Origin of the sequence: Rothia sp. HMSC065B04 (assembly GCF_001812285.1) — a bacterium.
GTDB lineage: Bacteria > Actinomycetota > Actinomycetes > Actinomycetales > Micrococcaceae > Rothia > Rothia mucilaginosa.
Window position 1 is genome coordinate 56,789 of record NZ_KV808407.1, and the last position, 18,757, is coordinate 75,545.

7 protein-coding genes are annotated in these 18,757 nt (G+C 55.5%); 3 read left to right on the forward strand and 4 right to left on the reverse strand.

Annotated features, from left to right (window positions below; genetic code table 11):
- The first annotated feature begins 106 nt into the window (after positions 1 to 106).
- From HMPREF2845_RS03330 to HMPREF2845_RS03340, 3 genes are all read left to right on the forward strand, one after another.
- On the forward strand, positions 107 to 391 hold the full coding sequence (locus HMPREF2845_RS03330) for a pyrophosphorylase (RefSeq protein ID WP_005507345.1): 285 nt from the start codon (positions 107 to 109) through the stop codon (positions 389 to 391).
- A gap of 178 nt (positions 392 to 569) precedes the next feature.
- Positions 570 to 6,965 (forward strand): DUF6531 domain-containing protein, encoded by a 6,396-nt coding sequence (locus HMPREF2845_RS03335; RefSeq protein ID WP_070633895.1) that lies wholly within the window; start codon positions 570 to 572, stop codon positions 6,963 to 6,965.
- Positions 6,966 to 7,006: 41 nt separating this feature from the next.
- Complete coding sequence (locus HMPREF2845_RS03340) at positions 7,007 to 7,384, forward strand: hypothetical protein (RefSeq protein WP_052265085.1); 378 nt, start codon at positions 7,007 to 7,009, stop codon at positions 7,382 to 7,384.
- A gap of 112 nt (positions 7,385 to 7,496) precedes the next feature.
- Here the strand turns inward: HMPREF2845_RS03340 and HMPREF2845_RS03345 are convergent, their stop codons facing one another.
- The 4 genes from HMPREF2845_RS03345 to HMPREF2845_RS03360 all read right to left on the reverse strand — a co-directional run bounded on the left by HMPREF2845_RS03345 (position 7,497) and on the right by HMPREF2845_RS03360 (position 18,596).
- On the reverse strand, positions 7,497 to 9,521 hold the full coding sequence (locus HMPREF2845_RS03345) for a serine/threonine-protein kinase (protein WP_070633896.1): 2,025 nt from the start codon (positions 9,519 to 9,521) through the stop codon (positions 7,497 to 7,499).
- 117 nt (positions 9,522 to 9,638) lie between these two features.
- Positions 9,639 to 14,027: an FtsK/SpoIIIE domain-containing protein gene (locus HMPREF2845_RS03350; RefSeq protein WP_070633897.1), complete on the reverse strand. Its 4,389-nt coding sequence runs from the start codon at positions 14,025 to 14,027 to the stop codon at positions 9,639 to 9,641.
- Between the two features lie 118 nt (positions 14,028 to 14,145).
- Positions 14,146 to 15,423, reverse strand: coding sequence for a type 1 periplasmic-binding domain-containing protein (locus HMPREF2845_RS03355; protein ID WP_246824591.1), 1,278 nt, complete (start codon positions 15,421 to 15,423; stop codon positions 14,146 to 14,148).
- Between the two features lie 149 nt (positions 15,424 to 15,572).
- Positions 15,573 to 18,596: a chitinase gene (locus HMPREF2845_RS03360; protein WP_070633899.1), complete on the reverse strand. Its 3,024-nt coding sequence runs from the start codon at positions 18,594 to 18,596 to the stop codon at positions 15,573 to 15,575.
- Between the last annotated feature and the right edge of the window lie 161 nt (positions 18,597 to 18,757).

Consider the following 18,757-nt stretch of genomic DNA (forward strand, 5'->3'; position numbering starts at 1 on the left):
GAAATAGTGTAATGTTCGGAGTGGTGCAAAGCACTAACGGTGCGTATTTGATATTCGCGTATCTAATGCACATCTTCCGGCAACTCAACGACGAAAGAGGAACATCGTGTCCGATCGCGTACTCTCATCGCAGGCAGCCAAGGATGCCATTACTGCTCTCCAGAACATCATCAATGGCGGTCTGCAGAACGAAATCAACAACCTCAACCAGCAGGGTAACCAGCTGAAGGACCCCAACAACTGGGACGGCCCCCTGGCTGAGCGTTTCCGCAATGACACCTGGCCCGGTGTAGAAAACACCCTGCGTAACCTGACTCAGGAACTGACCGACCTGCGCGAGCAGCTCAACCAGATTTCTACCGATATCTTCCAGGCAGGTGGCGGCTCCTAAGCCTTCCCTGGTAAACGCCGTTTACCGCCCCGCTCCCCGGCTACGGGGCGGTGAGCGGTAGGCGGCGTTTTCTGCTAATTGGCTTGAGTACACGTTATTCCCAGGCATGGCAGCATGCCTGCATAGACTTGTTTAATCACCACACTTCCGTACTAACCACACCGAAAGACAACAGAGCATGAATCTGAATACTGAAGAAGTCAAGTACGATGATGCTACGTCGGATGCCCTTGCTGGCGCTTGTCGCACCGTTGCGCAGAATATTGACAGCGCACTACCTCCTCTTAAGAACTCGCTGACGACTGCTTTGGAGGACTTCGTAGGTCACTATGCCGATATCGCGGCAGCGAATATTGATACCACTATTAGTGATGGTCGTAATATCGCTAACGTCTTCCGCCAGCTGGCTGATGTGGTGGACCGCCTTAAAGAGGCTGCCCAAATAGAAAAGCGGAACCGTAAACTCATGCGTGATTATGAGGAAAAGTTTAAGGGTGACTGGCGCGAATTCTACAAGTGGTGGGATAGTATTTTTGGAGACGGAGCCCCGAGTCCCGTGTCGTACATTCCGGATACTACGATTGACACCACTTCCCCAGGCCAGCGCGAGAGTACTGAAACTCGTTCGGGGGGCATGACTGTTTCTTCGGCGCGCCCTTCAACCGTGCGTGCCCTCTCTAATACTTTGGCAAACCTTGGCACTAGCTTTGACGCTGAGCCCGGTAAGCTCCGTAACCTTGCTTCTGAATTTGCGGCTAAGTGCCAGTGGGGAACCATCGACGCTGAAAATCTCATCCGCACGTTTGAAGCGTGGAACAGGTCGAACGCCAACGATAAGACGTGGCTGGGCATCGTAGCCGATACTTTTGAACTGTACGGTAGCTCGAGCCAGATTGTTACCGTTGCCAATTCAACTCTGGAAGGTGCAATCAGTGCATCTGGTGTTAGCACTGAGCGTCACGAGTTGCAAATTCTGGCGCCTGCTGTTGTGGGTAAGCCTACTACCAGCGGTTATGTGAATGACCCTGTGAACGTCGCGACCGGTAACTTCATTGAAGAAGAGACCGATATGGCGTTTGCCGGTGTGGTTTCTGCTTGTTCTGTAACTCGCATGTACAACAGTGTGGCTGTGTTCGGTCAGCACGCTGTATCCGGTGTGTTCGGTGCTGGTTGGTCCTCAAATATTGAGAGCCGTGTGCAGCTGAATGCTGAGAATGCTGTCTGGACGATGGCTGACGGTCGTGAGGTTACCTTCGACCGAATGATTCGTGAGGACGGCACCCACGGCTATGCTCGTGCTCCCCGTGAAGCATGGTGGCTTGAAGAGCTGCCCCTCACCCAGCTGATGGGTGAAGAGGGTTCTATTGCTGACCCCTCCCTGCGCTATATTTTGCACGCTACGGGCTATGAAGCTTCGTCCCTGCTGCGTATCTCCGACAACTCTGGAACTCAGCACATTTTTAGCCTCACCGGTGTTTACCTGGGTATGAGCGCTGGAGCAGGTACTGCTGTCGCATACCTGCGCGATGAGGAGAGTCGCGTTGGTGCTATCGTGCATCAGCACGGTGCCCGTATCGACGTGGAGTACACCGAAGGTGGCTTTGTCGGCGCTATTCATTCTTCACGCGGTCAGTCGGTGCGTTACGAGTACGTCACCCTTGATGGTCGTACTCACCTGTGTGCTGTGCATGGTGATGCTGGTACCCGCCGTTATGAACATGACGCTGCCGACCTGATTTACCGTGTGGTGGCTAGTGCCGGCACTGTTGAGGTGACGAACTACTATGACCCGACCGGTCGTATTACCGAACAAGACACCGAATATGGTCGTCGTGTTCGCTACCGCTACCTGCCGAACGGCATTACTGACGTTTCGAATGAGGATGCCTCTTACACGAATCTGTGGATTAGTGACCAGTACGCACGCCTGACCGGTATTGTTGACGCAGAAGGCGGGCGTGCTAGCTATGCCTACGACGACTTTGGCAACCGTGTGAGTGTAGTGGACCGCGATGGTTCTCGCATTACCCGCTGTAGCGATGAGCGCGGCCGCATTATTCGCGAGGTTACCGATGAGGGTACTGAAACCCTCTTCGCATATGACGAGCATGACCGCGTAGTCTCCGTGGCAATGAGCGCTATTGAGACGGATCCGCGTGCCCGCCGTGCCGCCCGTTTGGCTCGTCGTGCCCGTCTGGAGGCTGAGGCTCAGGGTCGCACTCTCGATGAGACTGCTTCGGGGCAGAAGTCTGCCCAGAGCCCTGCCGTAAGCCCGATGACTACGGTGACTTACGAGTACGCCAACGATTTTGAGCGTAACCCTTCTTCCATGACTGATGGTAACGGTCATGTGACCCGTTTTGAGTGGTCTGACGGCCTGCTGCAGCGTGTGGTGAGCCCTGAGGGTGTTACTGTTTCCTTGGAGTATGACGATTTTGGTCTGCTGACCGGTATTCGTAATGCTGAGCAGCAGCTGACCCGTTGTGAGTACTCTGCTGCGGGTCACCTGGTAAAGATTATTTCTGCTCTTGGGCTGGAGACTGAGTTCACCTATGATTCTGCTGGTCACATGGTGTGCCGTCAGGATCCGGATGGTTCCCGCTGGCGTTTTGAGTACGCTGCTGGTGGTCGCCTGGTGGCGTCGGTGGATCCTGCAGGTGCCCGTACCGAGTATGAGTACGGTCCGAGCGGTGACATTATTGCCGTGGTAGATCCCCTGGGTCGCCGCATGGAGCGTTCCTTTGACACGAACGGCAATATTGACCGCATTACCCTGCCGGGTGGCGCGCAGTTCAGCTACGCCTACGATGGTTTGATGCGCCTGGTTCGCACCATTGACCCTGCCGGTGGTGTATGGACTCGCGAGTATGATGCCGCAAGCACCCTGACTGCGTTGATTGACCCGACCGGCGTGAGTGTACGTACTTCCGTCGACTCCTCGCGCAAGACCTTCACCACCAATGATGGTGTTGACCGCGTGCGTATCTCGTGTGACCACCTGGGCCGCCCGGTGCGTACCGAGGTTCTCTCCGAGGATTCTGGCCCGCAGGTTAGTGCAGATGCTGACGACCCGACTGTCTCCACGATGGTTTATGACGGCGCGGGTAACCCCGTGCAGGTACTGGACGCTGAGGGCGGTCTGAGCCGCTACGAGTACAACGGCTCTAACCAGATGGTGCGCATGGTTTCCCCTGCGGGCCGTGTGACCGAGTACAGCTACGATGCGTGCGGTCGACTGGCTGCAACCTATGAGGCTGCCGGTACTCCTGAGCAGTCTGTGACTCGTTACGAGTACGACGCTGATTCCCGACTGATTCGCCAGGTGTACGGTGACGGATCTGAGGCGCGCGTTCGCTATGACGCGTGCGGTCGTGTGCTGTCCATTACCGGTTCTGGTGTGGCTTCTCCGGTGTTCTACACCTGGGATTCTTGTAGCCGTGTGAAGAGCATCCGCGATAACAAGTGGGGTACTCGTTCGTTCACCTATGATGCCGCTTCTCAGGTGGTTGCGGTGACTAATGGTGCTGGTGGCGTGACCCATTACCGTTATGACGAGGCGGGTAACGTTATCTCCGTGATGGACCCTGCCGGTCGTATTACCAGCTACGAGTATGACCTGATGGGCAATGTTCTGGCGGCAACCAATCCGCTGGGTGTGCGCACTACCTCTACCTATGATGCTGCCGGTCGTCTGCTGACCAGCACTGACGGTAATGGTGCTGTACATTCCTTCGGTTATGACCGTGACGGTGTTCCCTGCTCCCATTCGGTGAATGGCTCTCTGTTGTACCGTATGGAGCGTGATTCTGCGCGCCGTACGATGACGACTTATGATCACGCGGGCGTTGATGCGTTTGGTGCTCCCGTAGTGACGGTTGAGTCTTATGACCGTTTGGGTCGTCTGGTTCGTCAGCGCCGTGAGTTTGGTGCTCAGATTCCGGAGTCTTTCCGCACCGCGTACATGGACGAGACTGGCGGCTATGAGCTGTCCTACGATTACGATGCTGATGGTCTGCGTACTGAGTTTGTGCACCCTCTGGGTTCGAGCGCTTATGTGTATGATGCTGCTGGCCGCATGGTCAAGCAGACTGACATTACCGCGTACCGTCTGGATGGAACCGCCGTTACCTCTGAGTCTCGCGTGGAGTCTTCTTTCGAGTACAACGCGGTAGATGCGCTGGTGCGTGCGCAGGTGTCTGATTTGGCGGGTACTTGGGTTCGTGAGTTTGGTTACCGTGGTGCGCACATGACCTCTGTGACCGAGCAGCCCGCTGAGGCAGACTCTTCTGAGGCTCTGCACACTGAGATTATTCGTGATGATTTGGGTCGTATTAGCGGTGTGGATTCGCCTGCTGGTCTGGTCATGTACACCTACACTGACGCGCAGATGCTCTCTTCTGCCGTTCGCGGTACTGAGACTCTGCGTTGGACCTATGATGCTGCTGGCGCGCTGGTGTGTGTTGAGTACTTTGATAGCGCCCAGCCGCAGAATGCTTGGGTGAAGGTGCTGGTCACTGATGAGGGTGCCCGCGTTCGCGCAGTATGCCTCTACGGTGTGCAGGATGAGGCGAAGGCCGACTCCCAGTCGGCTGAGTTTGCCTCTGCTGTTGAGGATGCTCAGGCGTGGCTTCCGCAGTGCCCGGATTCCGTGGAGGTTGAGGGCGTTACCCTGGTGCCGGTTTCGACGAGTGTGTTCTCGTATGACGGTAATGATTCGCGTCTTCTGCAGGTTTCTTCGGATGGTTCTGGTTCGTCGTTGACCTATGGTGCGGCTGGGTTTGTGAGCTCGGTGGCGTCGTGGGGTTCTGCTGAGGATTCGGCTGTGTCCTTCTCCCTGTTGTGTGCTTCTACTGATGGTCGTGTGCTTGCTGCCGGTGGTGCGTCTGCTGGTGTACCCGAGTTTGGTGTACCCTCAACCGGTACTGGTGCCGGTGCTGGTGTTGGTTCTGTGGCTGGTTTTGCTGCTTCGGTGATGCACCCGCTGGTGTGGGATGAGAATTCGTTTGTTCCGCGTGTGCTGGGTGTGGGCGGCTCGTCGTTGCCTTCTGTGGGTTCGTTGGTGCCTGGTGCTGGTTCTGGTGCCGGTCTGTTGGATCCGTATGGTTGGGCTTCTTTGGGTGTTGCTGCGCCTGCTGTGCCTTCTGCTCAGGGTGCTTCTGCTGGTGCTACGCCGGTGTTGCCGGATTCGCTGGTTGGTGTTTCTACCGCTTCGGGTGTGGTACTGGGCTCTACCGGTTTTGAGGTGTTGGGTGCCCGCGTGGTGGATTCGCGTGTGGCTCGCTTTACTGCGCCTGATCCTTTGGCTGCGCCGGTGGGTGCTGGTTGGGGTGCTGACCCGTTCTCGCTGGTGGGTGGTAACCCGGTTTCTTTGGTGGATCCGTGGGGTTTGTCGCCGGTATCAATTGAGGAGTTTGAGAAGCAAGCGAGACCTTCTGGTATCGCTGGTTGGGTTAGGAACAACTGGGAGTACGTGGCTGGCGGTGCGATGGTTATTGCCGGTGTTGTAGTTGGTGCTATTGGTACTGGCTTGGGACCTCTGGGTGGTGCCGCATTCGGTGCGGCATCAGGTGCATTGATGGGTGCTGGCATGTCAGTAATCGAGCAGAAAGCTTCCGGCGGAAAGGTTGACTGGTCGAAGGCTGTTAATGAAGCTTGGAAGGGAGCTGTTGCTGGCGCCATAACAGGTTTGGTAACCGGCGGTTTGGGCAATTTAAAGAGACTAGCCGATGGGGTGACGAAGGTCACTCAAGCAGTTGAGAAGGTATCAAAGGCAAAACAGGCCATCTCTGCAATGGCCGGAAAGGTAACCGCCCCAATTGCGGAGGTTACTGCTCCGATTAGGTCTACACTTACCCCTTATGCTCGCAAGTTTGGACAGGAGCTGACCGAAGATAAAATTCTAGAAGATATGGTGAAAGATGGTGTCTCTGGTGGTATAAACAACACAGTTTCATATTATCTGGATGATAATGTGAAGGATAAAAATCCAATGACCGCTTTAGGGATGTTCACCTCTGGCACTTTTGCGTCTACTTTAGGTGCCATGACTGGTGGATTAGTAAAAGCTGGATTTGGAGTCCCCGGATACTATGATTCGAAACGCAGTCCCTTTAAGAATTTGGCGCTGCCAGTTGAAACAGCACCATCGCCATACCAGGTTTCTCTGAATCTGAATTCCTTGAATAAGTCTGATAGTATCCTTGATAATATTGTTCGCGGGTCTACTAATATCCTGCGTGAACCTGTAAATATCATGCGTGATACTCTTATTGATGCTGGCGCTGGAATGGTTAAAAATACATATCAGTATTACTATGATGCAAGCGTGCAGGGTAAGTTAACATCAGGAGAAGAACTTCAAGAAAAGCTTAAAAAAGGATTCGTCAATGACCTATATAAGGGCGCATTGAAGGGAAGTTTAAAGATGAGTCCAGAAGAAGCAAAAAGCGCTCGATCCGATATAATTAACACGGCAAAAAAGACGGGATCTCATGCAAAATCTGGCATTTCAAACGCTTTTGAAAAATCCGGAGAGTTCTTCGATAAGATTGATTTAAATAAATGGGATATTTAATAATTTTCTCTTTTGTTAAAGAATTATGGTAAGGGTATTCAATGGGTGCTAATTATGGCCTTCGTCAAAAAATAATGATGCTCATTCTGCTAATGATTGCTGTATATATGCTTGTCATTCTCCCTCAACAATCACGCGATGACAGTGATGGCATTACTGCCACCTGTACCGTGACCAAGGCCTATTGGGTGCCGCGTGGAGGAATTGTAAGTGGCATGACTGACAACACGCCAAAAGGTCTTTTTGAGACGGAAGAATGCGGCACTCTCACAATGTATGTACCGCCGGAAGGTCGCAAGATTCCCGAGTATGTTGAGACCGTCAAGCCTGGCAAAAAATACCTGTTCCACGTATTAAATTCATCCGACAAAAAGGATCGGGATTTTACTACGACCCGCTTTGAAGAAATCAAGGAATAAGGAATACAAAACCAATAAATAGTCCTATATAATAAAAGCCCCTGGGCTGAGAGATTACCTCTCAGCCCAGGGGCTTTCTGCATACCAGGAGCTGCTCGCCTGAGCACTACCGTTAGCGGGTGATGATTGCGAAGTCGCTGCTGGACAAGTTCGTGAAATTACCAATCTGCGCGTTCAGGCGGCACTTAGAAGTCACCGACAGCGCCGTCACCACCCGCTGATCCTCAGACACCAACACATGCCCCGAACAACCATCCGAAAAACTAATCAACTGAGCATCCGGAGAAATCGCCTGAACCAGCGTCGAAAACTCACCCGTACGCGGCAAAACCATCAACGGATTCAACTCATCCGCACCACTCGGCCACACCGGAACCACCGTCACCGGCAAAACACTCTGATTCACCACACGAGAGGGAACCCGCAACTCAATCGAACGCAAACGCTGAATCGGGTACGCCGTCGAACGAACCTCCCGATCAGAAATAGCCTTCGACGTCTCAGAATCAATACGGTTCACCCACTCCTCAAAAGCACGCGAATCCTTAAACTCCGCAGACACATTCGCCCGAACCTGCACCACACCATTAGCCGGGATACTCACCCCAGACAGATTCCACGAACACGGAACATCCACCGCAGTCACACTCGACTGATTCTTCGACACCCCAGAAGACGCCTGACCCGCATCCCACGTCACCGAAGCACACGAACCACCCTCAACACCGGGAAGCACCTGCAAAATATCGCCCCGAAGAGCCGACTTCTGCGAAGAAAACTCAAACGTCAGGCGGGCACTCTTATCCCGCGGGTTATACGTACCCTCAATACGGGTACCCAAACCACTCGGCAAAGACGCCGAACTACGGCTCGAAGCAGACCACGACTCAGCCGTCTTAGACGCACCCTTACCGCCGCTCAAACCCACAAAAGCGAGCATACCCACAAGGATTAGAGAACCCAGGATAGCGCCCCATACCAGCGGGCGGCGCAACGGCGAACGGGCAGGCTCCTCATCCTCAACAACCTCATCAGGAACATATACCGGCTGCTCCACCACAAAAGGAGCCCGGATAACCGTCTCATTCTGCGCCTGACCCAGCGACGGCATGCCCGCACCATACAGCTCCGTAACATTCTGCCCAGGCGCCGCAGAAACAGCAGGCTCAGCACCGTGAACCACCGTAGGCGTGTACCCCACAGCACCCGAAGACACCTCAACCCAGCGAGGAAGCACCGTATCAGCCGCGAAACCCTCAGCCAAAAGACGCAACTTAGCGGCAGCCTCAGCCGCACCAGGACGCTGAACCGGGTTCTCCGCCAACATCCCGTGAAGCACCTCAGCCACCTCAGCCGGAATCTGCGGCGACACCTGCACCGCACCACCACGCGCCGGAAGAGGACGCGCCGCCACCAACAACTCATGAAGAGTCACAGCGCACGCATAAACATCAACCGCCGGAGTAGCCACACCATGCGCAGAACGCTCCGGAGCCATATACCCCGGAGTACCAGAAAACGAACGAGAAGCCCCCGAACCCGCAGAGCCAGTAAAAGAAGCAATACCGAAATCAGCCACACGAACCTGCTGATCCAGAGACTCCCCCAAAACACCGCTCAGCAGAACATTCTCCGGCTTAATATCCAGATGCATCACGCCCTGACGGTGAGCAAACTCCACCGCATTCAGAACCTGCACCATCAGACTCAACGCCAAACGAACCGGCAACGGACCCTCAGAATCCAGCTTCTGACGCAACGAACCGCCATGCTGAAACTCCATCACCAGAGCCAGCACGCCACCCTCAACCACCATGTCCGTCAACGGCACAATATGAGGATGCGACAACGCCAACAACACCGAACGCTCACGCACAAAAGACTCAAGAACCACAGGGTTCTCCGCAAGCTCCGGACGCAAAACCTTCGCCGCATACAGAGCCCACGAGCCGCTCATCGTAGCAGCCCACACCTCACCGACCGCACCAGAACCCACCCGGCGCAGCAAACGATACGAAGAGCCAAGGGGAGCGCCCGCAACCAAGCCCCCCGCAGGCTGACCAGCAGCCTGCGAGGCAGGATGAGCATCACGGCGCTCCGAGCCGGAGTACTGCGGCGAACCAGCAGGTACAGTCACGGGCTAACTCCTTAACATCAACTTCACAACACGCAGGAAGACGCCCCAGACGGGGCGATCCCTACAGCAAAACAGTCGGTAAAGTTACACCATACCTCACCACACGCCGAACAAGCCCTACAGCCCGCCACGGTGCTGAGAATCCTCAGGGCTCATCAGCTGCACCAGAACCGGCGACCCGGCAAGGAACGCGTAGCCACGACCAACGCTCAGCTGAACCGGGGCGCGCCTCGGAATAGAACCGAACATGTCCATATCCGTATCAACATTCGGCTGAACCACAGCACCAGTACGGAACTTGCGAATAGCCTTCGTCCAATGGCTATACAAAGGACGCAAATCAGTCGGCTTACCCGTAGCAATAATGTGGACGTCCGGGAAGTCACCCTTCACAATCGCATCAAAAACGTTCATCGGGTCATCCACACGGTCACCGTCATCAATCAGCAACAGCACCGGGCCCACGGCATCCTGCAAAGCCGCCTGCACCTGAGCAGAAGCATTCTTGCTCTCAAACACCCGGTCAAAAACGCCCTCCGGCGCATTCACCAGACCGGAACGCTGATCGAAGACAGCCCAAACCTCCGGAACCTCAGCGGCATCCATGCGTGCGTTCTCCGCCGCGGTGGCATCACCAGACGCCAACGCGGCAGACACCGCCTGCTCCGCCGCAGCCCTCGCCCGAGAAACCAGGCGAGCAAACGCAACCAGCAGAGAAGACTTACCCGAACGCGGATTACCCGCAACCATGGCGTGCTCACCCTCATACAGCTCGAAAGCGCACGCCTCCAACGTAGCCTCCGCAATACCCACAGGGATACGCCACAGGCTAGGAGAAAACTCGGCAGCAGGCATGCTCTCCCACGAAACCCACGTCGGCAGCTGACCAATCACATCACGCTTAGCAGGAGCCTGCGGGAAGCGCTCACGAATCATAGAGACAGCCTCCTCCACGCCAACAGCGGGAGTAGCCACCTGCATCTGACGCAGACGCTTCGGGTCAACACAACGCCCAGGAACCGCAGCCGGAACATTCGTACCGCGAATACCATGCGAAGAATAATCGTGGACATCGCTCAGCTGGAAGAACCACGTCTGCAAGGAAGCATCAAGAATCTGCGAGGGAATATTCTTCGCGCGGCTCGTTGATACCACGCAGTGAATACCAACAGCAGGACCATCCGCATACACGCGGTAAAAATTCGCCAACAAATCCATGCTCACCGCATCAGAGAACTCATCACGCAGCGTCGCAAAACCATCCAAAACAATGAAAAGAGGCTTACGGCGTGACGCGTCAGCACGGCGAGCATCAAGCTCCGACTTCACAAAACGCAAGAAGCGAGCCTGACGTTCCCTAGCGCCCTGACCGGTACCCACAGCAGAAACAACATGCGGCAAAGAACCCAACGGCAACAAACCATCAGCGCCCATATCCACCAGAACAATATCGATGTCCTCCGGCGAATAATGCTGAGCCAAACCCAGCACCACCGACTGAATCGTCGTGGTCGTACCACTACCGGCAACACCCACCAACAGCAGGTTGCTCATCTCAATATTCCAGCCCATAGGCACCTGACGCTGCAGCTCAGGCTCATCACCCAAAGTACACATCAGAACACCGTCCCGGACACCACCCACAGTGGGAAGATCCGGGTCGGGAAAGCCGCGAACACCAAAATCAGCCAAATCAACATACGAACCCAACGGCTCAGGCCACACCTTACGAGGAGCAACCGCACCACGAGCCGCATGAGCCGCCACAACAGCATCAATCAGCAGATCCAGGTCATTCGCATCACTCGACGACACCTTCGGGCGTGCACGCTCCGAACGAGGAATACCGATACTATCGGTGGCACGAACCTCCAGAGAAGTCACCACCTCAGTGCCACTCTGACCCGTCATCAGGGCAGTCTGCACCGGCGAAATATCATTCTGGCCCAGCTTCACATAGGCGCGACCCATCTGCGAACGCGAAATCTCCGAAGCATCCGGAACACCAATCACGTTCGAAGAATCCTCACGGCTCTGCACACGCAACGCCACACGCAAGTTCGTATTCGCCAGAATATCGTCATTCACCACGCCAGCAGGACGCTGAGTCGCCAAAATCATGTGCACACCCAGGGTACGACCCACCGCACCAATACTCACCAGCGACGACAGGACATCAGGGAAGTCCTTCGCCAGCATCGCAAACTCGTCAATCACCAGCAGCAAGCGAGGCATCGGCTCCGGCGGGTTCGTCGCCAAATAATCCTTAATGTTGTCCACACCCTCGCCAGCAGCCGCAAACAGGCGCTGACGACGATCCATCTCCGCCTCCAACGACTCAATAGCGCGGTGCGCCAACTGAGCATCCAAGTTGCTCAAAGTACCAATCGTATGCGGCAGACGCTCACACGTCTTAAACGCCGCACCACCCTTAAAGTCAACCAGAATAAAGTTCAAACGGCTCGGATCATGGTGAGCAGCCAAACCCGCCACCAACGAACGCAAAAACTCACTCTTACCCGAACCAGTGGTACCACCCACCAGACCGTGAGGACCATCCTTCACCAAATCCAGCGTGAACGCGCCAGAGTCGCCCACACCAATCTCAGTACTGAAACCATTAGCCTGCGACCAAAACGCCTCAATATCCTCAGCACCCGGAGGTGTCGGCAAACCAACCAGCTCAGGCAGCTTTACCAGCTGCGGCAAACCGCCGCCCAGAAGCAGACGCTCAGGGTCCTCATGATGCGCCAAAGTACGCGCCACATGAAGAGCATCCTCAGCGCTCACACCGGCGAGCACACCGTCAGTGACCGTGTAACGGCGGCGAGGCTCCGAATAGGTCATAGAAGCCTCCTCACCAATCTCCACGACCGAAGTACACGACGCAGGAAGGCGATCAACAGAAGAAGCCAGCACAATACCGGCAACACGGCGAGCGCCCGCAGCAGCAGTCTTATTCGCCATCAGACGCACTTCATCGCCGTACGCCAAAAGGTCGCGTGCCGGCGACTCACGGCCCTCAGTGAGGGTATCCGAATCAACGACCACGCACAGGCCGCGGGTCGGAAGAGACTCAATGTCGTTGTATAGAGAGCGCAGCATCTGATCCGACTGCTCCTTACCAGAAGCAAACCAACGCATCTGCTGGTTCTGCGCCATTCGGATATGCGGAAGCCACGACGTCCACACCCAGTCCTGCGAGCGCGCCGAATCAGCGCAGACCGCAATCGTCATATCAGCAGGACCCGTGTGGGTTGCCGCCTGCAACACCAGGCTACGCGCCAGGGCAAGAGACTGCTCACGCGGACCCACAATACCGATAGCGCCGCCCTCACGCAGGTCAGCAACCAGCGGGGCATCCCACAGGGTATTGTGCTCAAGAATATGCTGAACCTCAGGCTCAGGATTGCTCGGCTTCGTCAGCTCAGGAGCCCAATGAATATGCCCAGTACCCACATGGAAAGTCAACAGGTCAGGGCTGGTGCTCCGGCGGCGCCACAGCGTCATCGCGGGAAGAAGCGCCCGCAGCTGAACGGCATCTGGTGCCGGGGCAAGGTCGTGAAGACGCTCAATTTCCTCACGGTTACTCAGAGCGATACGTTCCTTGAACTTCTCCATTTCCTGCTCAAAACGCACACGCTCCTTCACCTTATCCTTAGCGTGACGACGTTTCTGCTCCACCCACATGCCAATACTCAGAATGGGGCTGAGCATCGCGAAAAGGGCGTAACGAATCTCCTGCATAATGGCGACCATTGCCGCCGCCATGATAATCGGGCCCACCGCCATCGCAATATTGAACTTTGGCGGGTCAGAAACGTTCTTGCGGGTAGGCGCCTCCACCTTCTCCGGGGCGCTCAACGCACCCTGACGCGGCGGACGGTTAAACGGCGCAGTACCCGACGCGCTCACATTCGGGGCGCTACCGGGGCGAGGCGCAGCCTTCTCCTGAGGAGCAGGCTGCAGAGTCAGCACACAATCACCAACATGGATGGTGGTGCTCTCAGAAACAGTCAGACCCTCCTCGGGGATTTTCTGACCGTCCACAAAACTACCGTTCGTAGAACCCGGGTCAGTGATGCGCACCTTCTGAGTGTTTGTCGACTCATCATGCACCACCTGCAGGTGCAGATGCTCCCACGATGCGCTCGCCGTGGGCAGCACAATATCGGCGTACGGGGAACGACCCGCCACCAGAGGACGCGAAGAGGGGATAGGGCGCGGCAGGGTAACCGTCGAACCGCCGCTCAAGCAGACGCTCCAGCCCTGCACCAGGGAAGGGTAGGAGAGCGGTGCCCTAGAGATACGCATACCTTCCATCGGCTTGACCTCCGCCAGGGTGGAGGATGCCGTCACCGGGCGGTTATCGCAATACAGCGGCTCGTCGGCGGGCAGGGAGGGGCCACCGGTCGCCTGGATGAGATCAGCGATGGTCGTCTCAGGCTGCCAGGAGTCTAGTTCATAGCTCCCGTTATGCTCTTCAAGATCAAGGAAAAAGCGCATAAGGTGTTCTCCAAAATAGATAAATCGTGAGCCCCGCTGGTGGACGGACTAGAAGTAATACCCGAAAGCCGGGGTGTGATGGGCTGGCTCTGTACGGATTAGGCTTTGCTCGGAAAAGCTAGTCGCGAGATTCTGAGGTGAACGTGCGAAGCATCCACACCGGCGGATTCACCGCATCCGTCGAGGAAGACCCGCCCTGAATCATCGAAGCTTCCGCGGTCGGGTAAAGAAGACCAACCTGCCCGCCCGCGGCGTAAGAAGATGAGAAATCCAACGGATACGCGACCGTAGAATCTTTAGCGTCCAAACGAAGGGTTCCTAGAACCCGTCGAACCGCCTCGGGAGTGTATTCACGAACCTGGCTCGTGGCATACGCAAAAGCCAAGAGCGCGTTATGGGCGGGAGCATCCGCCCACGCTGCCGATTTCGAGAACGATTGTTCGCCTGACAAATCCTTGAGCGAAGAATCGTTCTTCATACGCTCCACCGTTGAGACAAACGCCGAAGAAGCACGACCGGCATCATCAGCACTCAACGCCGCAGCACGTGCCTGCACACGCCCCACAACGCGAATATTGTCAGTCAAGGAACCACCGTTCTCCAGAAGAAGACGCATAAAAGGCTCCGTCAAAGCTTCCTCACCCGCAATCACCGGAGAAGTAATACCCGCCCTCTGAAGAGAACGAAGCACCTTTGCCTGAGTCGACGCTGAACCCGTCAAAACCAGAACAGGAGAAGAGCCCGAAGACTTGTCCCCCAGAAGGCGCGTCAGCTCCTTGAGAATGTCTTTCATGCTGTCTTCATCAGCAGAAACCTGAACGCGATTCGTATAGGGAAGGTCCGGTGCAGAGCCCTCACCCGCATCCAGCAGGATGGTGCGCACACCATTAAGCTGTTGCGAAGAACCCGTGCTGGATGCACCGGCGAGCGAACGAATAGCAGTCGTATAGACCTGCTTCTCCTGCTCAGGGTCCAGAGCAAAACTCCATACCCCATCGCCAGCATCTACCCGGTCATACGCCTCAATCACCGCAACATTGCGTTCCTTAGCGGCAGCCGTAGCACCCCGAAGATGCTCACCCCGAGAAGCAAGCACAATACCCAGAGCACCCTCAGAAGAGAGCTTCTCTACCGCCTCACGGGCACCCTGCTCCGTTCCCTTATCGTTCGCATAAAGAACCTTCACAGAAGACTTACCCAAAGCCAGACGGTACTGCGCAACACGAGCACCCTGAGCATTCAGACGCCACGCAGACCCCTCAGCATCATCACCAAAAGTAGTAACAACACCAATAACAGGCTCACGACCAGACGCAGGAAGAGAAATAGCCTGCTGAACCGTCACCGCAGACGCAGGGTTCGTACCCGTGCCAAGCGGCAAAGGCTGAGGAGTCACAGCGCGCACGCCATACCAGATCCCCACCACCGCAAGGCTAAACAGCACACACAGACTGACACACCACACCACGGTGCGCTGAGTGAGCCGCCTGCCCTCGCGGCGGTGAGGACCTGAATCAGAGCCCAAATGAGGGGAAAACCCCACGGCTAATCACCAATCTGGAAGGTGTACACCGTCTTCACCTCTGCACTGCCAGCATTCGACAGGTGGAAGGTCGGCAGCGAACGCAGACGCTGCAGGGACGCCTTGAACTGCGCCTGACGCTTCTGCAGAGCAGCGATGTCCTCAGAACGGAGGTTCGTGTAACCCTGAGCATTCTGCATCGCCAAAGCAAGCTGGTAATCAGCCGCACCAGCCTTCGCGCTATTGCTCTTGAGCGCGCCCAAGAGGCCAGCGCCCTCAGCGTTGCTATCGCCCAAATCGAGCATGAGCTTCGACAGGTCGTTATTCAGCTGAACGGATGCACCAGCCAAATCTCGGGTAGCGTTCTCAGCGCGGGTGCTCAGAGCAACCAGAGAACGCTCAGTCACCGAATCCAGAGACTGACGCAGGCCCTCAATACGATCATTCATATCCTTGTGCTGAACCTCGATAGACTCACCAGCCACCTGAACCACAGTATTCGCGGTATCAGTAATGCCAGCAATCGAAGCGGAGAACGCCTCCTTAGCAGCCGAAGCGCTAGAAGAACCATCGCTCGAAACCTTACGAATCTCCTCGCTAATCATGCTCGTCAGGCTCTCGCGAGTCTCATTGGCAGACTCCTTGAACGCTTCCTTAATAGCGGTGGAGAGGTCAGCCTGCATGTTCGTCATATCCTCCAGGTTCTTACCCAAAGCGTTGACAGCATCCGAAGCTGAATGGATACGATCACGCAGAGAAACCTTAGCCTCCTCAGTAGGCTCTTCCTTCTTTTCCGCGTCCTGGTTCTGCGCGTTTGCGGCATCGTTCAGGGTCTTCTCAACCTCGCCCAGGGCACCATCTACCGCGTTCACAGCGTCGTTAAGGTCCTTGGCATCGCGGGCCAGGCCCTCCTTGGGGTCATCCATCGAAGTAGCGGCAAGAACCTCATCCCACGCAGCTACCGCGGCAGCAATACGCTGCTCCATCGGAGTACGTGCTGCCGGAGTGTTCGAAGTGTAGGTACGCTCGTTCGCGTTCTCCACCGTAATGACGCGAGTATTACCTTCCGTGGCAGTAGGCTCGGCGGAAGGCGCCTCAGAAGAGGGAGCGGCGGAAGGAGCCTCAACCTTCTTCGACGGCTCCTCAGAAGGAGCCACAGAAGCAGACTCAGACGGTGCAGGGCTAGGAGCCTCAGACGGCGCCTCAGAAGACGGGGAAGCAGACGGCGAAGCCGCGCCACCACAAGAAGAAGCCGTCAGGTATCCACGCAGATGCTCCACCTGCTCAGCAGACAGAGAACCGCCACGCTCAGTAGACAGAGCACAAAGCTGCTCCGCCAGTTCCTTATTCTGAGCGCTCATAGAACCAGAACCGTCCACCAGCTCCGCACGAGCAGAAGCCGCACGAGAATGAACGTTCTTGATGCTCTCAATCAGACGGCTCGACGTTTCCTTCATCTGATTCACGCTCTGACGAGCCGCACTAACCTTCTCACTCAAAGAACGCACAGCATCAGCATCAAGAGAAGACGGGTCCTTCTCCACCTGCTCAACAAGCTCATCCATCTGACGCTTCAATGCCGAATAGTTGTTGTTCGCACCCTTCAAATACTCCGGCTGCAGGTGATCCACAATCTTCTCACCAGTAGCAACCAGTGCAATCAGAGAGCTCTGCACCGTCACCGACGCACTGAACAGGGCGCAGGTCACCGAACCGTTAGAAGAACAAGTCTCAGCGGTCGGGTGTTCCGGGCCGACAATCTCACGAATCGAAGCCGTAAGATCCTGCTGGCAGTCCGAACTTGCCTCCGCATACGCATTCAGAACAGCAGACAGCTGAACCAAATTACCGTACACGCTACGGCTACTCGCACCCTCCTCACGATGCACAACACAACGACCGCCGCTATGCGAAACAGACACATTGGGGCGAGCCGTCGTATCACCCAGCATCGAGTGAAGAGCAGCAACAGTACGCTCCAACTGAGAAATCAGCTGAGAATTATTAGTACGCGAAGCCTCAGAAAGATCCTTCTGCAGGCTCTCAATATTCGCCTGCAGACCCTGCATAGTCTTCGTCAACGATTCATTCTGAGTCTTCAGATGCTCGGCAGTGTCCTTACCCAAAGTCGCAGACGTATCATCCAGGCTCTGACGCACCTGAGCAACCTGCGAACTAGCGCTAGTCAGCGTCGTATTAACCTCGTTGACGGTATCAATAGTGCGCTGCAGAAGCGCCACCTGAGACGCATCCTGAGAAGTGAAACCATTAGTAATGATTCCCGCACCAGACAAATCAGAAGCAAAACCAGGCTGCACCGAAATATTGAAGGTAGGCGCACTAAAATCCTTCGCCTTAACCTTCAACACAAAAGAAGAAGAACTAGCAGTGACCGGAGGTGCCGAAATAGCACCCCACTGAACAACAGCCTTACCTTCATCGTTGGTGCTCACCACACCATTCGTCGACGAATCAGCAGCATCAGGGGTCGTAATAACCTGAGTAGGAGAACCCGAAAGAACAGTAGAAGCAGCAATAGAGAACGGAGTACCAACCGGTGCAGGGCTAGTACGGCTAGTACCGGACGCATCATAGGTGACATCCTCGGTCTTCACCGTCAGGTTCTCAACCGTAACCTTAATCGTGATTTCGCCGCTGTAGCCGTTCAAATCATTCAGGTTAGTGCCGCTACCGCGCTCAGTAGAATACTGCAGGCTCACACGCACAGGAAGGTCATTAACGACGTCCTTCGGCTTGAACTGCACATTGCTCGAGGAGCTCGTACGATCCTTGTCATTGACGTAAATGTTGGTCGACTCAATCGACGAAACCTCGCCATCACGACCCATCTGAATATTCACGTTCTGCAGAACATTAGTAGCGTTCTCTACCTGGCGGGGACTCTGAGAAGTAACAGTACCCTTATCGGAAGGGGCACTGTTATTGTTCGTGCCCGTGGAGCAGGAAGAGAAAATAAGTGCCGTCGTGACACCCAAAATCAAAGGGAAGCGGAGTAGACGCTGACGCGCTGTGGTGTGGTTGGTCATGATGATCTTTTCGTTGAGTTATATACCGTGCAGACACATAACAGCGGCAAGTCTGAAACGCCACTGTATAGTGCCCACCTGAGTGGAAAGGGTCAGGGGCAAAGCCGGAAAGAGAAAAAGCCCCGTACCACTTTATCAGTCCAATATGGGAAGGTTGATAT